The 19,017-nt window shown below is 51.7% G+C and carries 18 protein-coding genes and 1 pseudogene; 16 read left to right on the forward strand and 3 right to left on the reverse strand.

Annotation, left to right across the window (positions count from 1 at the left end):
• Positions 1–51 precede the first annotated feature (51 nt).
• The 8 genes from nikB to ACIFQN_RS02040 all read left to right on the forward strand — a co-directional run bounded on the left by nikB (position 52) and on the right by ACIFQN_RS02040 (position 7,728).
• The gene (gene nikB, locus ACIFQN_RS02005) at positions 52–975 is read left to right on the forward strand and encodes a nickel ABC transporter permease (protein WP_429831334.1); all 924 of its coding nucleotides are present in this window, start codon (positions 52–54) and stop codon (positions 973–975) included.
• Between the two features lie 19 nt (positions 976–994).
• Entirely contained in the window at positions 995–2,554 is a 1,560-nt protein-coding gene (locus tag ACIFQN_RS02010) for an ABC transporter permease (protein WP_429831335.1), read from the forward strand.
• Positions 2,555–2,567: 13 nt separating this feature from the next.
• On the forward strand, positions 2,568–3,554 hold the full coding sequence (locus ACIFQN_RS02015) for an ABC transporter ATP-binding protein (RefSeq protein WP_429831336.1): 987 nt from the start codon (positions 2,568–2,570) through the stop codon (positions 3,552–3,554).
• On the forward strand, positions 3,551–4,519 hold the full coding sequence (locus ACIFQN_RS02020; RefSeq protein ID WP_429831337.1) for an ABC transporter ATP-binding protein: 969 nt from the start codon (positions 3,551–3,553) through the stop codon (positions 4,517–4,519). Before ACIFQN_RS02015 ends, ACIFQN_RS02020 begins: the two co-directional genes overlap by 4 nt.
• 14 nt (positions 4,520–4,533) lie before the next feature.
• Positions 4,534–5,556 carry an asparaginase gene (locus tag ACIFQN_RS02025; RefSeq protein WP_429831338.1) on the forward strand — a complete coding sequence of 341 codons (1,023 nt, stop codon included), beginning with the start codon at positions 4,534–4,536 and terminating at the stop codon, positions 5,554–5,556.
• Between the two features lie 10 nt (positions 5,557–5,566).
• On the forward strand, positions 5,567–6,802 hold the full coding sequence (locus ACIFQN_RS02030; protein ID WP_429831339.1) for a cyanophycinase: 1,236 nt from the start codon (positions 5,567–5,569) through the stop codon (positions 6,800–6,802).
• 4 nt (positions 6,803–6,806) lie between these two features.
• Positions 6,807–6,992, forward strand: coding sequence for a hypothetical protein (locus ACIFQN_RS02035; RefSeq protein WP_429831340.1), 186 nt, complete (start codon positions 6,807–6,809; stop codon positions 6,990–6,992).
• Positions 6,993–7,185: 193 nt separating this feature from the next.
• Complete coding sequence (locus ACIFQN_RS02040) at positions 7,186–7,728, forward strand: sugar O-acetyltransferase (protein ID WP_429831417.1); 543 nt, start codon at positions 7,186–7,188, stop codon at positions 7,726–7,728.
• Here the strand turns inward: ACIFQN_RS02040 and ACIFQN_RS02045 are convergent.
• The gene (locus tag ACIFQN_RS02045; RefSeq protein WP_429831341.1) at positions 7,721–9,271 is read right to left on the reverse strand and encodes a vanadium-dependent haloperoxidase; all 1,551 of its coding nucleotides are present in this window, start codon (positions 9,269–9,271) and stop codon (positions 7,721–7,723) included. The two genes, ACIFQN_RS02040 and ACIFQN_RS02045, sit on opposite strands and share 8 nt — an antisense overlap.
• Positions 9,272–9,725: 454 nt before the next feature.
• Between ACIFQN_RS02045 and ACIFQN_RS02050 the strand changes: the two genes are divergently transcribed.
• From ACIFQN_RS02050 to ACIFQN_RS02075, 6 genes are read left to right on the forward strand one after another with little or no spacing between them, the layout of a single operon-like run.
• On the forward strand, positions 9,726–10,634 hold the full coding sequence (locus tag ACIFQN_RS02050; RefSeq protein ID WP_429831342.1) for an NUDIX hydrolase: 909 nt from the start codon (positions 9,726–9,728) through the stop codon (positions 10,632–10,634).
• A 24-nt stretch (positions 10,635–10,658) separates the two neighbouring features.
• On the forward strand, positions 10,659–10,919 hold the full coding sequence (locus ACIFQN_RS02055; RefSeq protein ID WP_429831343.1) for a poly(ADP-ribose) glycohydrolase domain-containing protein: 261 nt from the start codon (positions 10,659–10,661) through the stop codon (positions 10,917–10,919).
• A 49-nt stretch (positions 10,920–10,968) separates the two neighbouring features.
• Entirely contained in the window at positions 10,969–11,268 is a 300-nt protein-coding gene (locus ACIFQN_RS02060; RefSeq protein ID WP_429831344.1) for a TIGR02452 family protein, read from the forward strand.
• A complete protein-coding gene (gene pnuC / locus ACIFQN_RS02065) occupies positions 11,265–11,978 on the forward strand; it encodes a nicotinamide riboside transporter PnuC (protein WP_429831345.1) in 714 nt (237 codons plus the stop codon). The genes ACIFQN_RS02060 and pnuC overlap by 4 nt, the downstream gene beginning before the upstream one ends.
• Positions 11,966–13,009: a multifunctional transcriptional regulator/nicotinamide-nucleotide adenylyltransferase/ribosylnicotinamide kinase NadR gene (gene nadR / locus ACIFQN_RS02070; protein ID WP_429831346.1), complete on the forward strand. Its 1,044-nt coding sequence runs from the start codon at positions 11,966–11,968 to the stop codon at positions 13,007–13,009. The genes pnuC and nadR overlap by 13 nt, the downstream gene beginning before the upstream one ends.
• Positions 13,010–13,067: 58 nt before the next feature.
• Positions 13,068–13,655 (forward strand): DUF1802 family protein, encoded by a 588-nt coding sequence (locus tag ACIFQN_RS02075; protein WP_429831347.1) that lies wholly within the window; start codon positions 13,068–13,070, stop codon positions 13,653–13,655.
• Positions 13,656–13,794: 139 nt separating this feature from the next.
• Here ACIFQN_RS02075 and ACIFQN_RS02080 read toward each other — a convergent pair whose 3' ends face one another.
• Entirely contained in the window at positions 13,795–16,248 is a 2,454-nt protein-coding gene (locus tag ACIFQN_RS02080; RefSeq protein ID WP_429831348.1) for an SBBP repeat-containing protein, read from the reverse strand.
• A 141-nt stretch (positions 16,249–16,389) separates the two neighbouring features.
• On the opposite strand from ACIFQN_RS02080, the pseudogene ACIFQN_RS02085 reads away from it, so the two are divergent.
• Positions 16,390–16,686, forward strand: a pseudogene (locus ACIFQN_RS02085) (GNAT family N-acetyltransferase); the annotation flags it as partial.
• Positions 16,687–16,765: 79 nt separating this feature from the next.
• Here the strand turns inward: ACIFQN_RS02085 and ACIFQN_RS02090 are convergent.
• A complete protein-coding gene (locus ACIFQN_RS02090) occupies positions 16,766–18,151 on the reverse strand; it encodes an MFS transporter (protein ID WP_429831349.1) in 1,386 nt (461 codons plus the stop codon).
• Between the two features lie 159 nt (positions 18,152–18,310).
• Here ACIFQN_RS02090 and ACIFQN_RS02095 point away from each other — a divergent pair, with 159 nt between their 5' ends.
• Positions 18,311–18,979: a helix-turn-helix transcriptional regulator gene (locus ACIFQN_RS02095; protein WP_429831350.1), complete on the forward strand. Its 669-nt coding sequence runs from the start codon at positions 18,311–18,313 to the stop codon at positions 18,977–18,979.
• The last annotated feature ends 38 nt before the right edge of the window (positions 18,980–19,017 follow it).

Consider the following 19,017-nt stretch of genomic DNA (forward strand, 5'->3'; position numbering starts at 1 on the left):
ATTGCCTTCTAGATCGATTGCCAGCAACGGTTCCCTAAAGAGGTGAACTTTTTGTTTTCATTCATTATGAGGCGGACGGCTGGCATGGTGCCAATGTTGATCGTTGTTTCCATCATTTCGTTTTTATTCGTCCACCTGACGCCGGGGGACCCGATCCGCGTGCTGTATGGAAATGAAATCGATGCGGATACGTACCAGAAGCTCAAGGAAAAGGAAGGCTTCAACGACCCGCTCTACCTGCAATATGTGCGCTATATCGGCAAGATCGTCACTCAGGGAGATTTCGGCATTTCCTATCGCACGAAATCGAATGTGTCCGATGAGATCCTGCGCCGCTTTTCCTATACGCTTTTCCTGACGCTCGCCAGCATGGTCTGGGCGGTGGTGATTGGGCTTGTGGTTGGAATCCTTTCTGCCGTCAAGCGGAACTCGCTGCTAGATCGGGTCGGCATGGTGTCCGCTATCACGGCCCTGAGCATCCCGGAATTCTGGTTTGGCCTGATGCTCATGCAAATTTTCGCGGTGCAGCTCGGCTGGTTTCCGACGAGCGGGAGCGGAACCATCTCCCATCTGATTTTGCCTTCACTGACGCTGGGACTAGGCGTAGCAGCCATCATCGCCCGGTTTACGCGCTCCAGCATTCTGGAGGTGCTGCGGGAGGATTATGTCCGCACGGCGAGGGCGAAGGGGCAAAATCAATGGGTCATCGTGTTGACACATGTGCTGCGCAGCGCCTTGATTCCGGTTGTGACCATGACCGGCCTGCAGTTTGGCTTCTTGCTCGGTGGTGCCGTCGTCGTGGAGCAGGTTTTTGCTTGGCCTGGGCTGGGCTCCTACTTGATCGACTCCATTCTGACGCGCGATTATCCCGTGATCCAGGCGCTGATCCTGCTCTTTTCCGTGCAGTTTTTGGTGGTGAACCTGCTGGTCGATGTTAGCTACGGACTTTTAAATCCGCAAATTCGCTACGAATAACAAGGAGAAGGAGAGCGATATGCAGACAATGGAAAACCAATCTCCCTCGCCTTTTCGGACGTTTCTGAAAAAGTTTCGCAAGCAGCGCGTTGCGCTCTGGTCCCTGTTCGTCGTCGTGGGCATCGTTTTCGCCGGCGTGTTCGCCCCGGTGCTCGTCCCCTATGACCCGCATCGGCCCGTTACGGATCAATACAAGGAAAAAGGAATGGATGCGAGCCGGCTGACGAATGAGCAGGTGTCGGTCACAGTTTGGATGAGCGATGGAAGCAAAGCCGCTGACAGCGATGGAAGCGGGATCACCCTGGTGAGCGAGGATGGGCAGATCGCCGCGGCTCGGAAAACGGCAAGCGGGGCGTTCGTGTATGCGAACGGGGAAGGAACGACCTCTATCCTCGTATCCAACGGAGAGATCGCCACCCGCTTGAAAGTGGTCGTCTCCGGTCAGGATAACGGACGTCCCTATCTGTCACAGTTGGTGGCTACCGTGCCAAAGCAGCCTCTGCAAAATGGAGCGAGCGTGAAAGGCGACGTTGGTGCCATATTGACGGACGGCACGAAGTTGGCAGAGATGACGGATATCCTGGCCTTTGCAAAACAGTATGAGGCGGTGGAGGCTGCTGCGCCGGCAACGAGCGATGGCTTTGCCAATTCGGCAGAAGCCCCCGTCGAAAGCAGGTCCCTTTCATTCCAATCACTAACGCCCGCTGTAGTGGATGTGAGCCAGGATGGCACGATCACCGCAATCGGAGATGGGGAAGGGGTGATCAAGGTATCGGTTGACGGGATTTCGACCCTGATTCCGGTGGCGGTGAACCAACCGATTAGAAAGTCCATTCCGGTGCGGCTTGCGCCAGACAGCCTGGTTATGAACCTGATGAATGCGTATAAACACCAGCCTCCGTCCTCCCTGCACTGGTTTGGCACCGATCACCAAAATCGCGACATATTCTCCCGGGTCCTTTGGGGAACACGAGAAACGCTGCTGATCGGATTCGTTTCGGTCTCCATCGGCGCAGTCATCGGGACGGTGCTCGGGCTGATCGCCGGTTACTGGGGACGGTGGATCGATGGATTGATTACTCGATGTACAGATGTGCTGTTGGCCTTCCCCGGCATCTTGCTGGCCATCGCGGTGATCGCCCTGCTTGGACCCGGCATCACGAATATCATCTTCGCTGTGTCCGTCTTTACGATTCCGATCTTCATCCGGATCGTGCGGGGCAGTACGCTGGCACTGAAGGAGATGACCTATGTGGAGGCGGCGCGGTCCATCGGGGTCCGCGACTCGGTCATTGTCATGCGGCATATCTTTCCAGGTACGATGTCGGTGGTGATGGTTTATTTGACGATGCGGATCGGAACCGCCATTCTCATCGGGGCCTCACTGAGCTTCCTCGGGCTGGGCGGAGACATTACCGCTCCCGAATGGGGGGCTATGCTGAGTGCGGCGAAGGATAACAGCCGCAATTTGTTCCACCCTACCTTTTTTCCTGGCATCTCCATTGTGATCACCGTGCTTTGCTTCAACCTGATGGGCGATGGGCTGCGTGATGCGCTTGACCCGAAATTAAAGGAGTAGGAGGTGAACGCTCATGCAAGACATCATGCTGGAAGTAACCGACTTGACGGTCAATTTTCTGGGCGATGAGAAAGAATATACGGTCGTGAACAGCATTTCCTTTCATGTGAAAAAGGGGGAGACGTTGGGGCTGGTCGGGGAGTCCGGCTGCGGCAAAAGCGTTACCTCCCTGTCCATCATGAGGCTGGTGCCGACGCCTCCGGGGCGTATCGCGTCGGGAAAAATCCGCTACAAGGGCACCGATCTCCTCACTCTGAAGGAAAAAGAGATGAACGCGATCCGGGGCAATGAGATTTCGATGATTTTTCAGGAGCCGATGACGTCGCTGACCCCCGTATTCACGATTGGGCGTCAGCTGGATGAGGTGATTCTGCTCCATACGGATTTGTCCAAAAAGGCGGCGAAAGCGAAATCGATCGAGATGCTGAAGCTGGTCGGAATTCCACGTGCGGAGGAGATTTATGCCAGCTATCCACATGAGCTGTCCGGCGGCATGCGCCAGCGGGTGATGATTGCGATCGGGCTGGCCTGCGAGCCGCAGCTGTTGATCGCGGATGAACCGACGACGGCGCTCGATGTGACGATCCAGGCGCAAATTTTGGATCTCATGCGGGAGTTGAAGGAAAAAACGGACACCTCCATCCTGTTCATCACGCACGACCTGGGAGTCGTCGCCGAAATGTGCGACCGGGTGATCGTCATGTATGCAGGAGAAATTGTGGAGGAGGCAGATGTGGATACGCTGTTCCACAATCCGAAGCATCCCTATACCTGCGGGCTGCTGGAGTCGATCCCCAGCCTGCATGAGAAAAAGCACCGCCTGTTTTCAATCGGCGGACAGGTGCCGGCCGCCGGCTCGATCAGGATAGGCTGCCGTTTCCGTGACAGGTGCAGCGTTGCTTTAAAGCGATGCGAGGAAGAGGACCCGGATTTGGTTCCGCTTGCCAGCGGGCATTTGTGCCGCTGCTGGCTGTATGCGGAGCAAGGGGGACGATCATGAGGGATACGCTATTGGAGGTACAACGGCTGCAGGTGCATTACCCGATCAAAAAGGGCTTTTTCCAACGGACACAAGGGTATGTCAAAGCCGTGGATGACATTTCCTTTACGATCGCCCGAGGAGAGACCTTCGGTTTGGTTGGCGAGTCAGGCTGCGGCAAGTCCACGACCGGCCGGACTGTCATGAATCTGATCAAGCCAAGCAGCGGGCAGGTGCTTTTTGCGGGGGAAGATCTGGCCGCCCTGTCCCCGAGGCAGATGCTCACGAGGCGGAAGGACCTGCAGATGGTGTTTCAGGACCCGTACGCATCCCTAAACCCACGCCTGACCATCGAGCAGATTTTGGAGGAGCCGCTCACGGCCCATCAGGTTGGGGATGCGGCTTGGCGAAAGCGGACCATCATGCGGATGATGGAGGTATGCGGACTTAACCCTGCGTATCTGAAACGGTACGCGCACGAGTTTTCGGGGGGACAGCGGCAGCGGATTTGCATCGCACGGGCTTTGATCTTGAAGCCGCAGTTCATTGTGGCTGACGAACCGGTCTCCGCGCTTGATGTCTCCATCCAATCACAGATCCTCAATCTGCTCCAGGATTTGCAGGAAGAATTTCAGCTCACGTATCTGTTTATTTCGCATGATTTAGCGGTGGTGAAGCATCTGTGCAGCCGGGTCGGCGTGATGTATTTGGGCCGAATGGCGGAGCTGGGCACAGCGGACAGCATTTACAAGAATCCGCTCCACCCGTACACGAAGTCCCTCCTGTCGGCTATACCCGCTGCAGACCCCAGGCAGAAACGAGAGAGGATCTTGCTGCGCGGCGAAGTGCCGTCGCCAGCCAATCCCCCGATGGGCTGCGCATTCGTGACCAGGTGTCCGAGCGCGAAGGACATCTGCAAGCATGAAAGACCTCATGTCAGCAAGGTGGAAGACGATCATTTGGTCGCCTGTCATCTCTTTACGTAAGAGAGGAGACAAATATGGAAGAAACAATGGTAGTAGTCAAACGCGGCACTCAAATCGAAAGCACACACGCCGGGAGCATCGCCGTCATGGACGGGTATGGCAATCTCCTGTATAGTCTCGGAGACATCACGCGGATGACCTTTACCCGATCTGCACTGAAACCAGTTCAGGCTATTCCCGTTCTGCAGTCGGGTGCCGCGGAGCGCTTTCTGATGACGGATAAGGAAATCGCTATTTGCTGTGGTTCTCATAATGGAGAAGAGCAGCACACGCAGGTCGTCAAATCCATGCTGTTTCGCATCGGGCTGCAAGAGGAAAACCTACAGTGCGGCGCCCACCCACCATACAGCCAGGCGCGTTATCTGGAGATGGTGCGAAAGCAGGTGGAGCCCAGCGAAGTACATAACAATTGCTCGGGCAAACATGCCGGCATGTTGGCGCTGGCGATGCACCTGGAAAGCGATATCGCTACCTATCACCATTTGGAGCACCCCGTTCAGCGCAAAGTGGCGGAAAGCCTGTCGGAGCTGGCGGAGTTTCCAGAGGATCAGATGATGACGGGCATCGACGGCTGCGGCGTTCCCAATTTTGCCATTCCACTTCACAAATTGGCGCTCGTCTTCGCCAAATTGGCCAATCCCGACAACGTTGAGCCCCTCTCGCTTAGGCAAGCGATCAAGCGACTCACCCACGCCATGGTGCAGCATCCCGAAATGATCAGCGGGATGAATGATTTCTGCACGGAGCTGATGAGGGTCGGAAACGGAAAAATCATCGCCAAGGGCGGCGCGGAAGGTGTGTATTGCTTGGGGCTTCCACAGAGGGGGATCGGAATCGCAATCAAGGTAGAAGACGGTAATTGGAGGGCCGCCCCCCCGGCTGCTGTCGAGGTCCTGAAACAGCTGGGGGAGCTTACCTTGCAGGAGGAGGCGGCGCTGAAAGCTTTTCACACGCCTGTGATCGAAAATCGGAAAAGAGAGGCGGTCGGCAGCGTAGAGCCCGTCTTCCGGTTGAAAGCAGCAAACACCATTCACTAAGGGGGATATCATGATGTCGCTTGTGAAATGTAACGTCTCGAGGCTGCTCTCCGTTTTTCTGGCTTCCATTTTAATGGTGGCAGGTGTAGCGCAGGGAGCGTACGCGGAAGAAAGCACGGCAGCAGCAAAAGGAACGCTTGTCATAATCGGCGGGAACCTAGAAAAGAGCAATGCGGACATCTACAACAAAATGATTGAGCTTTCAGGGGGAAAGGAAAAGGCCATTATCGGGATTTTTCCCACGGCCAGCGGATCCATGACCTCGTCGAACGAGATGAAAAAAGATTTTGAAGCGTACGGCATTCCGGAGGGTAATGTCCGCATCATCGACATTACCGAAAAGAACTATGCCGAAAAGGTGAACAATGCTGGCGTAGTCGACGACATTTCCGAATGCACCGGGCTCTTTTTCGTTGGCGGTGACCAGTCGCGAATCACCAAAGCGTTTTATAATCCGGACGGTTCCCATACGAAGGCGCTCGATGCGGTGTGGGACGTGTTCAAGGAGGGCGGCATGATAAGCGGCTCGTCTGCTGGAGCGGCGATTATGTCCAATCCGATGATCCAGAACACCACCTCGTTGGAAACATTCGAAAAGGGAGTGACCTACGATGGGGACAAACCTGGATTGTGGGTGACGAAAGGTCTCGGCTTCTTTGAGGGCGGCATCGTCGACCAGCATTTCAGCAAGCGCGGCCGGATCGGCCGTCTCGTCGTGGCGCTGGTCCATGAAAAGATGAACTACGGCTATGGCATTGATGAAAACTCCGCGATGGTCGTGAAAGGCAGCGAGATCCAGGTGATCGGCGCAAGCGGCATGTTCCTGATCGATGTATCAAAAGCAAGCCTTACCAAGAAAGGCGCCTATGAAAACGTCGATGTTTCCTATATCGAAAAAGGGGACAAATACAATTTTGCCACCAAACAGTTTACCATGGACAAATCCAAAACGCTGATTCCGAAAGGGAAAGAGTATTACGAAGGGAATGCGCTGAACACCAACATTTTTGGTTCGGACGCTGCGAAAACGGCCCTGCTGGATGATTTGATCGATAATACAGAAAAGCAATCGCGCGGCCTGGCGTTCAGTCTCGACTCGAATAAGAAGGGAAAAGGCGTATCCGTCGTCTTCAGCAAAACCGCCGATACGATCGGATACTACGATGCCTCCGAGTATGCTTCCTCGGCGCTTCACGTCCGAATGGATATCATTCCGATTGAGGTCCAGGTAAAAGAGTCGAAATAATGAAATGTTTCACTTGTTTGCCCGAAGTAATCAGGCTCCATCCGTCTGTCAAAGCGGCACGCCGTTAACGTATGCGAACATATCCATTTATAAGCTGACGGAAGGAAGCAGCTTCAATCTCAATACGTGGAGCGGTTCGGGAGGGCTGTCATACAGCCTCGATGTGAACAATGGCGTCGTCACATCCTAGAACGGCAGCATCTACGGGACGTAAATAGGGAGTGTTCAATTGAAAGAGCCCTATCGATCTGGGTAAAAAAGAACCCCTGCCGAATACGGCAGGGGACAATTGTTGTAGTGGTACGTATGCTGGTATTACAATTTAAAAAGAACTCTTTTACGGAAGGAATATCCCTGTGAAAACCAAAACCGAGAAAGAAAAGATGTTAAACGGTGAGCTTTACCAGTCGGCTGATCCAGAGTTGGTGAAGGATCGTTTGAACGCACGCCGGTTGACACGGCTTTTCAACCAGTCGCTTGAAACCGAGGATGATCAAAGAAAAGAGCTACTTCGGGAATTGTTTGGCTCAACGGGAAATAATTTATATGTCGAGCCTACGTTCCGATGCGATTATGGCTATAACATCCATGTCGGTGAGAACTTCTTTGCAAACTTCGATTGCGTGCTCCTCGACGTTTGTGAAATTCGAATAGGTGACAACTGCTTCCTGGCTCCCGGCGTTCATATCTATACCGCGACTCATCCCATAGAGGCTCAGGATAGAATCTCCGGAGCGGAATTCGGTAAGCCGGTCACAATTGGCCACAACGTATGGATCGGCGGGCACGCGGTGATCAATCCCGGCGTAAAAATAGGCAATAACGCGGTTATTGCTTCCGGAGCGATTGTTACAAAGGATGTTCCTGATAACGTGGTTGTTGGTGGTAACCCAGCCAAGGTCATTAAACGAATTCAGATCAGATAGTGATGGATTTCCCATCAAATTTTGTCAGCGAGAAGCCGCAAAACTTTTCATTGTAGGTCTCCCTGTAATCCTTCAGGATCCCAATGGCAACCGATTCACCCAGCTTTAGCCCCTCTATTCCGTCTGAGCGCCAGTGTACACCGGCCGTGTCTCGGCCAAGAGCTATATTGGCGGCGAGTTTGTTCAATTCGTTGCCGATTGTCAGGGGTGTTCCCGAGTAAGGAAGCAATGAGAGGCCATCAGCACTGGCTTGGACCGGATTCGGGATCACGAACGATTCGTTGCTAAACGCCTTCAGCATCGTAACTCCAGCGCCGGCAATGCAGGCGTGTCCAGCAGGATAGGAAGTATGAGTAGGACAGCCTTCCGGATAGGCCATGGGCAGAAGGTAACTGCCAAACGTACTGAAGACCTTGGAAACTGCCTGCGACTGGAGTAGCTCCGAGTTGATCGGGTAACTGGCAGCGCCTGTCAAATGGTTGTGGACTCGCCCCCCGAACTCTTCCGGCCTAAGACGGCGATGAATCAGCCATTTCTGGAACCAGGAAGCCTCTAGTGCGGACCGTGCTGACCGAACCACAAAATCTAATATGTGTGGTCCGCCAAAGGTGACAAAACCGACCTGAGTCACCGAATTAAGATAAGGGTTGGCTGAATCCAGTGCACTCTGTCCTAATCCAAGAAGAATCAGACAAGCAGCTAGAAAACCTTGGAACGTGAAGTCACGATGAACCCATTCACTTAAATCTCGACCACTGCGGATATAACGAGGCGTTGGGTCGAATACATTCTGCGCAGCTGGAGCCATTCCGTTCTGGATATCCAGCCATTCCTGATACGAAGTCATGTGGTTATCGCCGGCCACGGTGGTTCGATATCGCTGGATGACCGTTGTGGCCCCGTTAGGGATGTTCTTCCACAGAAATTGGGAGATATAGGGCCCCACCAGGTCTCCGAGTGTATTCCCCCGGAACAAGGTCCCCGTGGTTACCGCTCCGCCGACTTTTGGACCACGAAAATCGGAAAAGTTCGATAAATCAGATGAAGCAGCAATCGTCAGCGGGTTCGTACTGAATTCTGCAAAAGGCACATCGCGGGTCAGCGCCTGCCAGTAAAGTTCCGCCATCTCACTGGCCGCCCAGGCACTGCTGAAGGCAGGGGGTGCAATCATGCCCAAATGATGGGAATCGGGTCCCGCCAGATCGAATGCATACGCTCCCTGGGGATTCGTAAGCTTTACAACACCGCCTAAAGGGATAGATTCAAAATCTGCCGGATCACCAGTCTTTAACGCCTTCATGAAGGACTCATAGGCTTTTAGGTCAACTTCGCCGAGGCCATTGTGAGGTAAACCCTTGGAATAGTTGCCGATTTTATTTGAATACAGTTCTTCATCTCCGTTGCACGGATGGGGCGGGAGAGGACGATCCTCTTGGAACTCCGCTGCTTCCTCACGAATGGAAGCTGATTGTTTGCGACGGACCTTCGCTTTTACCGGACCGATTTCACACGATTTCCGTTTGTCTTTTTCATCTTTTTTCATAATGAACATCTTCTCCTAAGTATGACAATGACATCAATGTAGTATATTGTTTTTACATGTATTGGCAATGGGTGCTCATCCTAATCAGCTTCGATTTGGTCCAGGGAGTGGGGAAAATCAAAACATGTGTGACTGCATTAAAGGGTTTGCTCCGCGATCTTACTCGGTCGCCCATCGCGAATACCAAGAAATAATTAAGAGGACTCCCTGTAAAGCTACATAAAAAGACACTTCAATCTTTAAGGATTGGAGTGTTTTTTGTATGATCCAACAAGAAAGCTGGAGCGTTTTCTCCGTTTTTCTCTCCTCCACTACAGCCCGACAGACGCATACCCGCACTTTAGGGTTGACACCATTTGCTGGAAGCATTACTATGATACCAACAACTTAATATTAACATTTTGATAATAACAAAATAGAATTAACGATTCTAGATAACGAGGAGTAGTTTGCGATGAAAAAATCATCCCCTGTAAACAAACAAGGGCAAACAGAACAACAATTTCTTCGCGATTACGATGCAAGCCAGTTTGAGCGACCATCGGTGACTGTCGACATGCTCGTTTTTACCGTTGCGGACGAAGAGGAGCAAAACTATAGAAAGCTCTCCCCGAAATCATTGAAAATTTTGCTTGTCAAACGGGGAGAGCATCCCTTTTTGGGCCAGTGGGCATTACCAGGAGGCTTCGTTTCAACAGAGGAGAGTCTGGAAGAAGCAGCCAAGCGTGAACTGCGTACGGAAACCAATATCGACAACATTTATTTGGAGCAGCTCTATACATGGGGGGATGTTGGGAGAGACCCTCGCACCCGGGTAATCAGCACCTCCTACATGGCTCTGGTAGATAGTGAAGCCATGGAAGTAAAGGCTGGAGATGACGCAGCAGATGCGGAGTGGTTCCGGATCGAGGATAGATGGGTGCGCGAGACCAAAACGGCGACTGCCGACGGATCTATCAAAGAAAAATGGGTGGAGCTGAGGCTCAGAAGCGAAGGCGAGGAGCTGTCTGCGACGATCAAGGTGACCAAAACAGTCGCAGGCCGAATAGTCCGGGAGACGAGGGAAATCGTGGAGGCGAGCCAGCTTGCCTTTGATCATGCCAAAATTATTCAGTATGGGCTGGAGCGGCTGCGAAACAAGATCGAATACACTGACATCGCCTTTGCACTCATGCCAGAGCTGTTCACGCTATCAGAGCTGCAGCAGGTGTACGAGGTAATTTTGGGCAAGGAGTTGTTGGCCGCCGCATTTCGCAGGAAGGTAGCCGATAAAGTTTTAGAAACCAATCAATATCGAAAACATGCAGGGCACCGGCCGTCGAAATACTTCCGGTTTAATCCGGAGTGGATGGATCAGACGTAGCCCGCTATTAGGGAGGAACCAAACATGAAGCAAGGACATAACCGCAATAGGCGCGTGAAAATAGCCCAAGAAACGCTGCAAATAGTAGAGCAAGGCCACTATGTAAACAACGACGGACAAAAAATCAGCCTGTCTGAGGAGCTGTCCTACGCGATCAGCCATTCGCGCTTGTATCGACCAGACGATTTGAACCCACAAGCATTGGCGAATGTGGTCAACGAGGCAGGTGCGGTGATCGAGGTATCTGCCGAATCAAGTCTGGAAGCAGCGAGGCGATCAGGCTGAGCAACTGCTTGCTACTCCCTATTTGCTTTCTTTTATTACAGCTCCAGCGGTGAATGCAGGTGTTGTTCGGGAGAGGGAGCCACAGAATGCTTGGATGATCGGCCAGGTCATGAAAGAGCGGATCCGCAAAATACTGCGAATGGCAGCCATCCATGGGCACCGAACGATTATTTTGGGAGCTTACGGATGCGGGGTTTTTCGTAATCACGCCGATGAAGTGGCTGATTACTTTGCGGCAGTATTAATGGAAGAAAAGTACGCTCAGTACTTTAAACGCATTGTCTTTGCGATTTATGACAACTCTGCTCGTCAGGAAAACCTGCGGGCATTTAAGGAGAGATTCGCATGAGTGCCAAGCGATTTGACCTATTCTCGGACTGGAGCTGGTTTGAGCGTCTGTGGCTGCTCTCTTTCACCCTGATTTCGGTCTATCTGTTTTTTGCCCTCGATGATACGGTTATCGGATTGTGTGCTTCGCTGACCGGCATGCTCTGCGTCGTGCTCGTCGCCAAAGGCAAAACGTTCAATTACTACCCGGGCATCGTCAATGTGGTGCTGTACGCTTTTATTGCTTACGGTCAAAAATATTATGGCGAAGTCATGCTGAATCTTCTCTATTTTTTACCGATGCAATTTATTGGGCTCATGATGTGGCGCAAAAACCGGGTGTCGGATGTAAGGCAAAACGATGTCAAAGTAACTGTTTTGAGCAACCGTGCTCGTATCGGGTGGAGCTCACTTTGCATCGCCGCAACGATTGTCTACGGTCTGGTGCTGAAGCAAATGGGTGGTGCCCTGCCCTTCGTAGATTCGCTCACTGCCATTCTCTCTATACTTGCGATGATTTTTATGGTCAAGCGGTTGGTTGAGCAGTGGGTCGTTTGGGTCATCATTGATTTGTTTACGATCTACATGTGGCTGGTTGCGTTCCTTGGGGACGGCAATGATGTCTCGATTCTCGTCATGTGGTGTGCATACTTGGTGAATGCGGTATACGGCTTGAGAAATTGGATCAAGCAGTATCGCCTGCGAAAGGAGGAAGAGGTATGGGTACAGTAGGCTTCATTGGCGGAAAGTTTTTGCCGCTGCATCAAGGACACGTCTACGCGATTACGCAGGCAGCCTGCCGCTGTGATGAGCTGTATGTCGTCCTCTCCCATAGCCCGCAGAGGGACCGAAAGCTGTGCCAAGAGGCAGGGATCAGGGAGCTTCCTTACGAAGTCAGGCTGAGATGGCTATCTACCCTCGTAAAAGACATGGAAAATGTGCATGTGCTGGCAGTAGAGGATCAGGCGGATAGTGACGAAGCGTATGACTGGGGGGATGGAGCGGCGGATATCAAACGCCAGATCGCCAAAAAAATTGATTTGGTGTTCAGCTCGGAAGCAGCATACGAACCGATTTTTCGCCGCTTGTATCCGGATGCTGAGCATGTCATCATTGATGCCGCGCGCAGTCATGTGCCCATCTCTGCGACCCAAATCAGAACCGAGGGCGTGTTTCGGCACTGGGAGCACATACCAGCTTGCGTCCGGCCCGATTTTGTGAAAAAGGTAGTGATTGTGGGGACGGAGAGCTGCGGGAAATCAACATTGACGCGCTATCTCGCGAAGATCTACAACACAGTGTTTGTGGAAGAGTACGGGCGCACCATGTGCGAAGAGATTGGCGGCTGCGAAACGATTATGACCAAGGAATATTTTCCTTACATTGCATACGGTCATAAAATGAAGGAATTTGAGGCGCTGAGGCAGGCAAACAAACTCTTGTTCATTGATACGGAAGCGATTGTCACTCAGTTTTACTCAGAGCTGTATGCGGATCAATCGTTCGCGGTCCTTGATCAAATGGCGAATGAGCAAGAGTACGACTTGTGGCTTTTCATGGAGCCAGATGTGGCTTGGGTGGAGGATGGGCTGCGGGTACATGGGGAAGAGCGTGTGCGCTGGGCCAATCACGAAAAGCTGAAGCAGATGATAGATGATCGAAATATCGCGTACGTAACGATCGCGGGCACTTATCAGGAAAGACTGACCAAAGCAATCCAGCATGTGGATGAACTGCTGCGGGCCACTTCCCAACAGAGTTGATTTTTTGCTAGACTAAAGTCAGCAAACGATTCTGACATAAGAAAGGAGCCGTGGCTGCATGCAGACGATCGTACAACCGCTGTCGCCTTTGAGCTTGAAAGAATGGGCGGTCGCTGTCAAAGCCCTGGGACAAGGGGAGCAAATCATCACCATTCGCAAGGGTGGATTATACGAAGAAACCCGAGAATTCCGTTTGGAAAATAATCAATTTTACTTGTATCCGACCTATGAGCACCAGAAGCGGGACATGGTCAAGCCAGCCTATCATCATCTGCTCGATGCGACCTTGGAAGGCTGGACGAGTGATCAGAAAACAGTAGCAATCGAGTATTTTGCCGAAGTGACTGACGAAGCCAGGCTAATGGATGAAGCAAAGCTGCGTGCACTTTCCCCGTACCATATTTGGACAGACAACTTCGCGGATGTCCGCCTGCACTGGAAGAAAAAGCAGCCTCTCCATATTTTATTTGTGCGCATGTATCGCCTGCAGCAGCCTGTCATAATCCCAATCGAGGCTGCTTACCAAGGCTGCAAATCGTGGCACGACCTGCTAGCGGAGATTCCGAGACATGATTTTCTCCCCGTGCTAGAGGGCGATGCGTTTGCGCAGAAAAAAGCAGAGATCATGGAGATTTTGCAAAAGTAAAGTTTGCGTCCTCATGTTCGCTTTTGCGGGCAACATGAGCTTTTTCAGTCACCAGCAAAGCAATGGAGCCGACTGACCCACATAGGGGACAATCGGCTTCCTCATCACTCGTTTACATTATTCAGTATCACCGTTCAAATCAATATACAGTCTTACACTGTTCGTTACGACCACCCAATCGTATATCTTTTTTACGCGGATGACTTGTGGCTGGAGATTTCCGGGCAGCGGTGTCGGAGTGGGAGTAGGTGTAATCGTAATGACCGTAACCAAAAATGAACAGGAAGTGGAATCGGCTGCATTGCAGGTCACGGTGGTCGTTCCCAAAGGGAAAAAGGAGCCCGAGGGGGGGGGAGCATATCGTGCCGGCAGGGGAGGCAAAAAAGACAAATGCGCCGGTCTGCCCGGCCTCAGCGTCTACCGTAATATCTGGCGGACAAACTTGACCGATTTTGAGCACGAACGCATTGATGAAATCCGGGCTGGGATCGCTCATCTGAAAAGCACCCGGGGTCGTAGGGAAGTTGGAGGCGAATGTATCTCCTGTGATGTACACGTCAAGCAATGGATCAAGGGCTATTCCGTTGCCTGTCGTAGAGCCGGTATTGGCACCCAGGTACGTCGAAAAGACCAAATCAGCTAAACCCATGCTCACAGGTCGCAGCTTCGTATAAAAAGCATCTTCTATCGCAGGACCGCTAGGATCGGCGGGCTGGATGGCATCAGGCGTTGTGGGAAAGAGGGGCGAAAAAGTGAACCCAGTAAGGTATACATTGCCGATCGCGTCTATCGCAATGCCTTTTCCAACCGTCCCTGTTGCTTCAACGCTGACACCGCCGAGGTGCGTAGAGTAGACGAGATCCGCCGCTCCTGAATTATTCGGATTGAGTTTGGTAAAAAAGGCATCATTTACACCTACGCCGCTTGGATCAGCGGGTTGAAACGAATTGCTGGTAGTAGGGAAGTCATCTGCGCCTGTTGATCCCGTAACATACATCGTGCCTGCCGAATCCACGTTAATTCCCGCGCCCACCGTATTGCCGTCTGTACCCCCGAGGTATGTCGAATAAATCAAATCGGATGTCCCAGTGCCAGCGGGATTCAATTTCACAACAAAAGAATCCGTAAAATTGGTTACCACGGAAGGATCGGCTGGTTGAAAAGCTCCGGCACTGGTGGGGAAGTCCTGAGAATCCGTTTGACCGGTAACCAGAGCGTTTCCTAAGGAATCAGCGTCGATGCCAAACCCTAATGAATTACCTCCATCGTCTCCCCCTAGGTAAGTAGAATAGATGAGGTCGGTTGTACCTGTGCCAGCAGGATTCAACTTGCTTATAAATGCCTGTAAGGTCCCCGGAAATAAAGGGCTTGGATAGGTCTCCTGAAAAGCACCCGTAGTCGTAGGGAAATTAGTTGATTGAGTGAACCCCGTTACATATGCTGTCCCGAAGGTGTCGATGCGAATGCCTGCGCCCTGACTTCCTGCCCCAGACCCGCCAAGATACGTAGAGTAGAGCAATCCTGTGCCGTCCGCATTAAACTTGGTCACGAAAGCGTCAAAATCTCCAGCGAGCGATGTCTGGAACGCTCCCGGGTTCGGGAATACAGGAAAGTTGGGGGAATCGGTGAACCCTGTAATAAATGCGTTGCCCATAGTATCCAGAGCAATCGCATTCGCGGAGGTCGTGCCGGAACTTCCGCCTAAATAAGTGGAGTAAATTAAGTGCGAACCATCCGGACTCAGCTTCGAGACATAAGCATCAAAAGATTCAGGACTGGGATCGGTAGGTTGAAAAGAGCCGATAGTGGTCGGGAAATTAGGGGAAAGCGTGGACCCGGTCACAAAAGCATTCCCTTGCGAATTGACCGCGATTCCTGCTGCTTGTGATCCTTCTATGGTTCCTCCCAGATAAGTGGAATACAAAAGGCCGGGATCAATGATTAAAGGATACATGGGGTCATAATTGTCTTCCAGTTCAACGCCAAAAAAATCGCCAAACGCATCTGTTGACAGATAAAATCGGCTTTTGACGAAAGTTTGTCCGTTGTTGGTATTTTGAATGCAAACCGGCCGCTCGTCCATAAGATTTCCGACTGAGGTGTGAATGACCAGGTTTCCAGCTTCATCAAGAGATAAGCGTTCCGCTCCGCGATAAGCCAGGCGGATATCCGTGACGCCTGCTCCCGGCTGGACAATAAAGGTGTATTTCAATCGTCCGTGGGAGCTGGAGAACATCAGATCAATTCCTGGCCACAATTCCCGATAGGCAATCTCGCTGAACGTCTTTAAATTCGTAATCCATTTGGAAGAATCGCAGCCTTTGAGGTAATGAACTTTACCGGCCAGTTCTTGCTGTCCGGATAGTTGAACATTCTCACTGGCATACAAAAACTGGAGAGACAAGGTGAGGTTTGAACGAGGGGAGACCAGGTGCAAGCGTGCCTCGTGCGGAGTAAAGAAAATTCCAACTGTTGAACTAGTAGCGTAATAGCGAACTGTGGAATCGACTTGACCAGCGTTGGGGATAATGGACAAAGCACTGTTTCGGGGCTCTTTCCCGATCAGGATGCCCTTCTCGCTTGCTGTCGACATTTGCAGAATCTTCCTTTCTGCGTATGCAGTTTGCTGTCATCATATGTGCTCATGCTGAGTATGGTCCTTATAATGGGCATAGGCAAAGCATCCCGTCATCTGCAACGACAGCGAGGACTTCGTCGCAAAGACGCTGAGTGAATCATTTCGTTGGACAGCCTGGTACCAAACAAGGGGATTGGCTCGGCGCTCATGCAGCAAGTGGAGGAAACAGCGAAACAAAAAGGCTGCACGCTTCTAAGACTTGTGACGACGAACGACACCACGCATGCACTGGGGGCTTTTACCAAAGAAAAAGGGTATCAGTTCAGCCAGCTGTATGTGAATGCAGTGGAGCAGGCACGAAAAATCAAGCCGGAAATCCCGTTGGTAGTGGATAACGGCATTCCGATTCGCGATGAAATCCTGCTTGTGAAAAGTTGTGAAGCGATCTTGTAAACGCAAAGGACACTTCTTTTCTCTCAAGAAGTGTCCTTTCTCTTTGCAGATCATCTGCTTGGGCCGTACGAGTAGCGAATCAAAGCGACGATTGGCTCGTTGACTGGGCCTGTTTGGTTCGCGCACTCGCAACCACACTGAGCAATACCAAGGCAAGGTTAAATGCCATCGCAATTGTAATTCCGTATTGCATGGACATTCCTGCGGTTTGGCTCATCGCGATAATTGCACCGCCGATTCCGACGGCTACGCCAGGCGTAAATGAATCAGCAAATTGCAGGCTACCGGAAACCTGTCCGGATTCCCCCTCTTTTGCCAAGGAGAAAGCGACGGTACCACTCGTCGTATGGGCCAAGCCAATTCCGATACCAGCAATGATTTCTCCAAGCACGGCCATCGCGATATTGAGCGTAGGTACTGAGGCCATGACGCCGATCCCGAGAATCATCAGCAGGATACCGATCATGATCCGTTTATTCCGGCCGCGCCCTTGATCTGCCGCATCCCAGCGTGCCTGCAAAATGGCTACGATGCACCAGCTCAAGGCGGCACTTGCCACGACCAGTCCAGCTCGGTCTGCCGCAAGTCCTTTCGTATCAGTCAAGGCGAGCACAAGAAAGTTTTGCGTGCAGACATAGGCGGCGAAAAACAATCCACGCGAGGCGATGAGCGACGCCAATCCTGAGCGGAAAGTAAATGTTCCTGTCGGCAGCAGTTTGCGGAGTGGCTGGATCATGAGCACCAGGCCGGCCACAAGCAGGATGATTCCTGTTGCCTTTGGAAGCATGCCAAGACCGCTGAGGAATAGACCGGTACCGATTGCCAGCAGGACAGACAGCCCGACGACGCTTGTTTCGCTCTTTGCCTGGCTGCTCGGCATTTTCAATTTGCGGAAGACGGGCAGGCTGAGGAGCACGGCCAGCAGTAGAAATGGAAGAACGCCCCAGAAAACGAACCGCCAAGACCAGTACTGGGCAATCAGACCGGCTACATAAGGACCGAGCATCGAAGGCAAAACGTAGGCTGTGCCGAGAGCGCCCAAAATTTTGGCGCGCAGCTCATCCGGATAGCTCAAGGAGATGGCTGTGTAGATGCAAGTGTACATCGCGCCTGCACCAAATCCTTGCAGAGCGCGTGAGCCGATCAGAACGTACATGTTGGTTGCGACAGCGGCCACGACCAGACCGACAGCAAATAATACAATGGCGATGCTAAATAGCATAGCTGGTCCTTTTCTATCAATTTGGCGACCTATCACCAATGTACCGACTATTTGTGCGAGCAGATAAGCGCTGAATATCCAACCGAAGAGATGAATGCCTTGCAAATCGCCGGCGATGGCGGGGGCGACCGTCGTGACGGCCAATCCTTCAAACCCGATAGTCATCGCAGCCAATATGATGCCGATCGATAATGCTAGATAGCGTGGTGCAAAAATGCTTTGTTCAGAAGACAACCTGTTCACCTTCCTTCATGTATTCAAAAGTAAATGCAAAACCCGGATGGTTTTTAAAGAAATTTCTTTATAAAGAAAGATCTTTACAAACAAAATATACCAATGGTTTTGACTTTGTCAACATTTTTCTTTATAATGTTTTTAGGACCAAATTTGAAGGTGAATGGAATGAAAAAAAAGAATTCCCAGGCAAAAGAAGGGGCCGAAAGAACAAGAAGAGCCATTGTGAAATTGCTCAAACAAAACGGACCGATGGATGCCAATCACTTGGCAACCGAGCTAGGTGTTACCGCAATGGCAGTGCGGCAGCATTTGTACGATCTGCAAGAGCAAAAGCTGGTCACCTTCTCAGAAGAGTCAAGAGCGATGGGGCGACCTGCGAAGATGTGGACGCTTACCTCCGAGGCGAATCGGCTTTTTCCGGACGGGTACGCCGATCTTACAGTCAGTTTGATCGAATCCATGAAAGAAGCGTTTGGAGAAGAAGGTCTGGATAAACTGCTGGAGATCCGCAACAGAAAATTAGTCAAGGATTATCAGAGCAAAATTCCGACGAGCCTTCCATTGAAGGAAAAATTACAGGCATTCGCAGAGTCACGTACGTCTGAGGGGTATATGGCCGATATTATTGAAAACCCCGATGGCTCATTCTATTTGGTGGAAAAGCATTGCCCGGTTTGCGAGGCGGCAAAAGCGTGCACCGGCATTTGCAACAAGGAATTGGAAATGTTCCAGGAAGTCCTTGGCGACGGTGCCCAGATCTCAAGAGGCGAGCATATTTTAAAAGGTGACAACCGCTGCGTGTATGTGATAAAACCGGAAGAGACATCTGATTGAGCGTGCAGTTGATGCGGAGCAAAACGAAAAAGGAGCCC

The organism is Brevibacillus sp. NRS-1366, assembly GCF_050467985.1.

Bases quoted from the DNA above. Each gene is read 5' to 3' on its own strand.
- ACIFQN_RS02010 (WP_429831335.1), top strand. From the start codon at position 995: ATGCAGACAATGGAAAACCAATCTCCCTCGCCTTTTCGGACGTTTCTG.
- ACIFQN_RS02015 (WP_429831336.1), top strand. From the start codon at position 2,568: ATGCAAGACATCATGCTGGAAGTAACCGACTTGACGGTCAATTTTCTG.
- ACIFQN_RS02020 (WP_429831337.1), top strand. From the start codon at position 3,551: ATGAGGGATACGCTATTGGAGGTACAACGGCTGCAGGTGCATTACCCG.
- ACIFQN_RS02025 (WP_429831338.1), top strand. From the start codon at position 4,534: ATGGAAGAAACAATGGTAGTAGTCAAACGCGGCACTCAAATCGAAAGC.
- ACIFQN_RS02030 (WP_429831339.1), top strand. From the start codon at position 5,567: ATGATGTCGCTTGTGAAATGTAACGTCTCGAGGCTGCTCTCCGTTTTT.
- ACIFQN_RS02035 (WP_429831340.1), top strand. From the start codon at position 6,807: ATGTTTCACTTGTTTGCCCGAAGTAATCAGGCTCCATCCGTCTGTCAA.
- ACIFQN_RS02040 (WP_429831417.1), top strand. From the start codon at position 7,186: ATGTTAAACGGTGAGCTTTACCAGTCGGCTGATCCAGAGTTGGTGAAG.
- ACIFQN_RS02045 (WP_429831341.1), bottom strand. From the start codon at position 9,271: ATGAAAAAAGATGAAAAAGACAAACGGAAATCGTGTGAAATCGGTCCG.
- ACIFQN_RS02050 (WP_429831342.1), top strand. From the start codon at position 9,726: ATGAAAAAATCATCCCCTGTAAACAAACAAGGGCAAACAGAACAACAA.
- ACIFQN_RS02055 (WP_429831343.1), top strand. From the start codon at position 10,659: ATGAAGCAAGGACATAACCGCAATAGGCGCGTGAAAATAGCCCAAGAA.
- pnuC (WP_429831345.1), top strand. From the start codon at position 11,265: ATGAGTGCCAAGCGATTTGACCTATTCTCGGACTGGAGCTGGTTTGAG.
- nadR (WP_429831346.1), top strand. From the start codon at position 11,966: ATGGGTACAGTAGGCTTCATTGGCGGAAAGTTTTTGCCGCTGCATCAA.
- ACIFQN_RS02075 (WP_429831347.1), top strand. From the start codon at position 13,068: ATGCAGACGATCGTACAACCGCTGTCGCCTTTGAGCTTGAAAGAATGG.
- ACIFQN_RS02080 (WP_429831348.1), bottom strand. From the start codon at position 16,248: ATGTCGACAGCAAGCGAGAAGGGCATCCTGATCGGGAAAGAGCCCCGA.
- ACIFQN_RS02095 (WP_429831350.1), top strand. From the start codon at position 18,311: ATGAAAAAAAAGAATTCCCAGGCAAAAGAAGGGGCCGAAAGAACAAGA.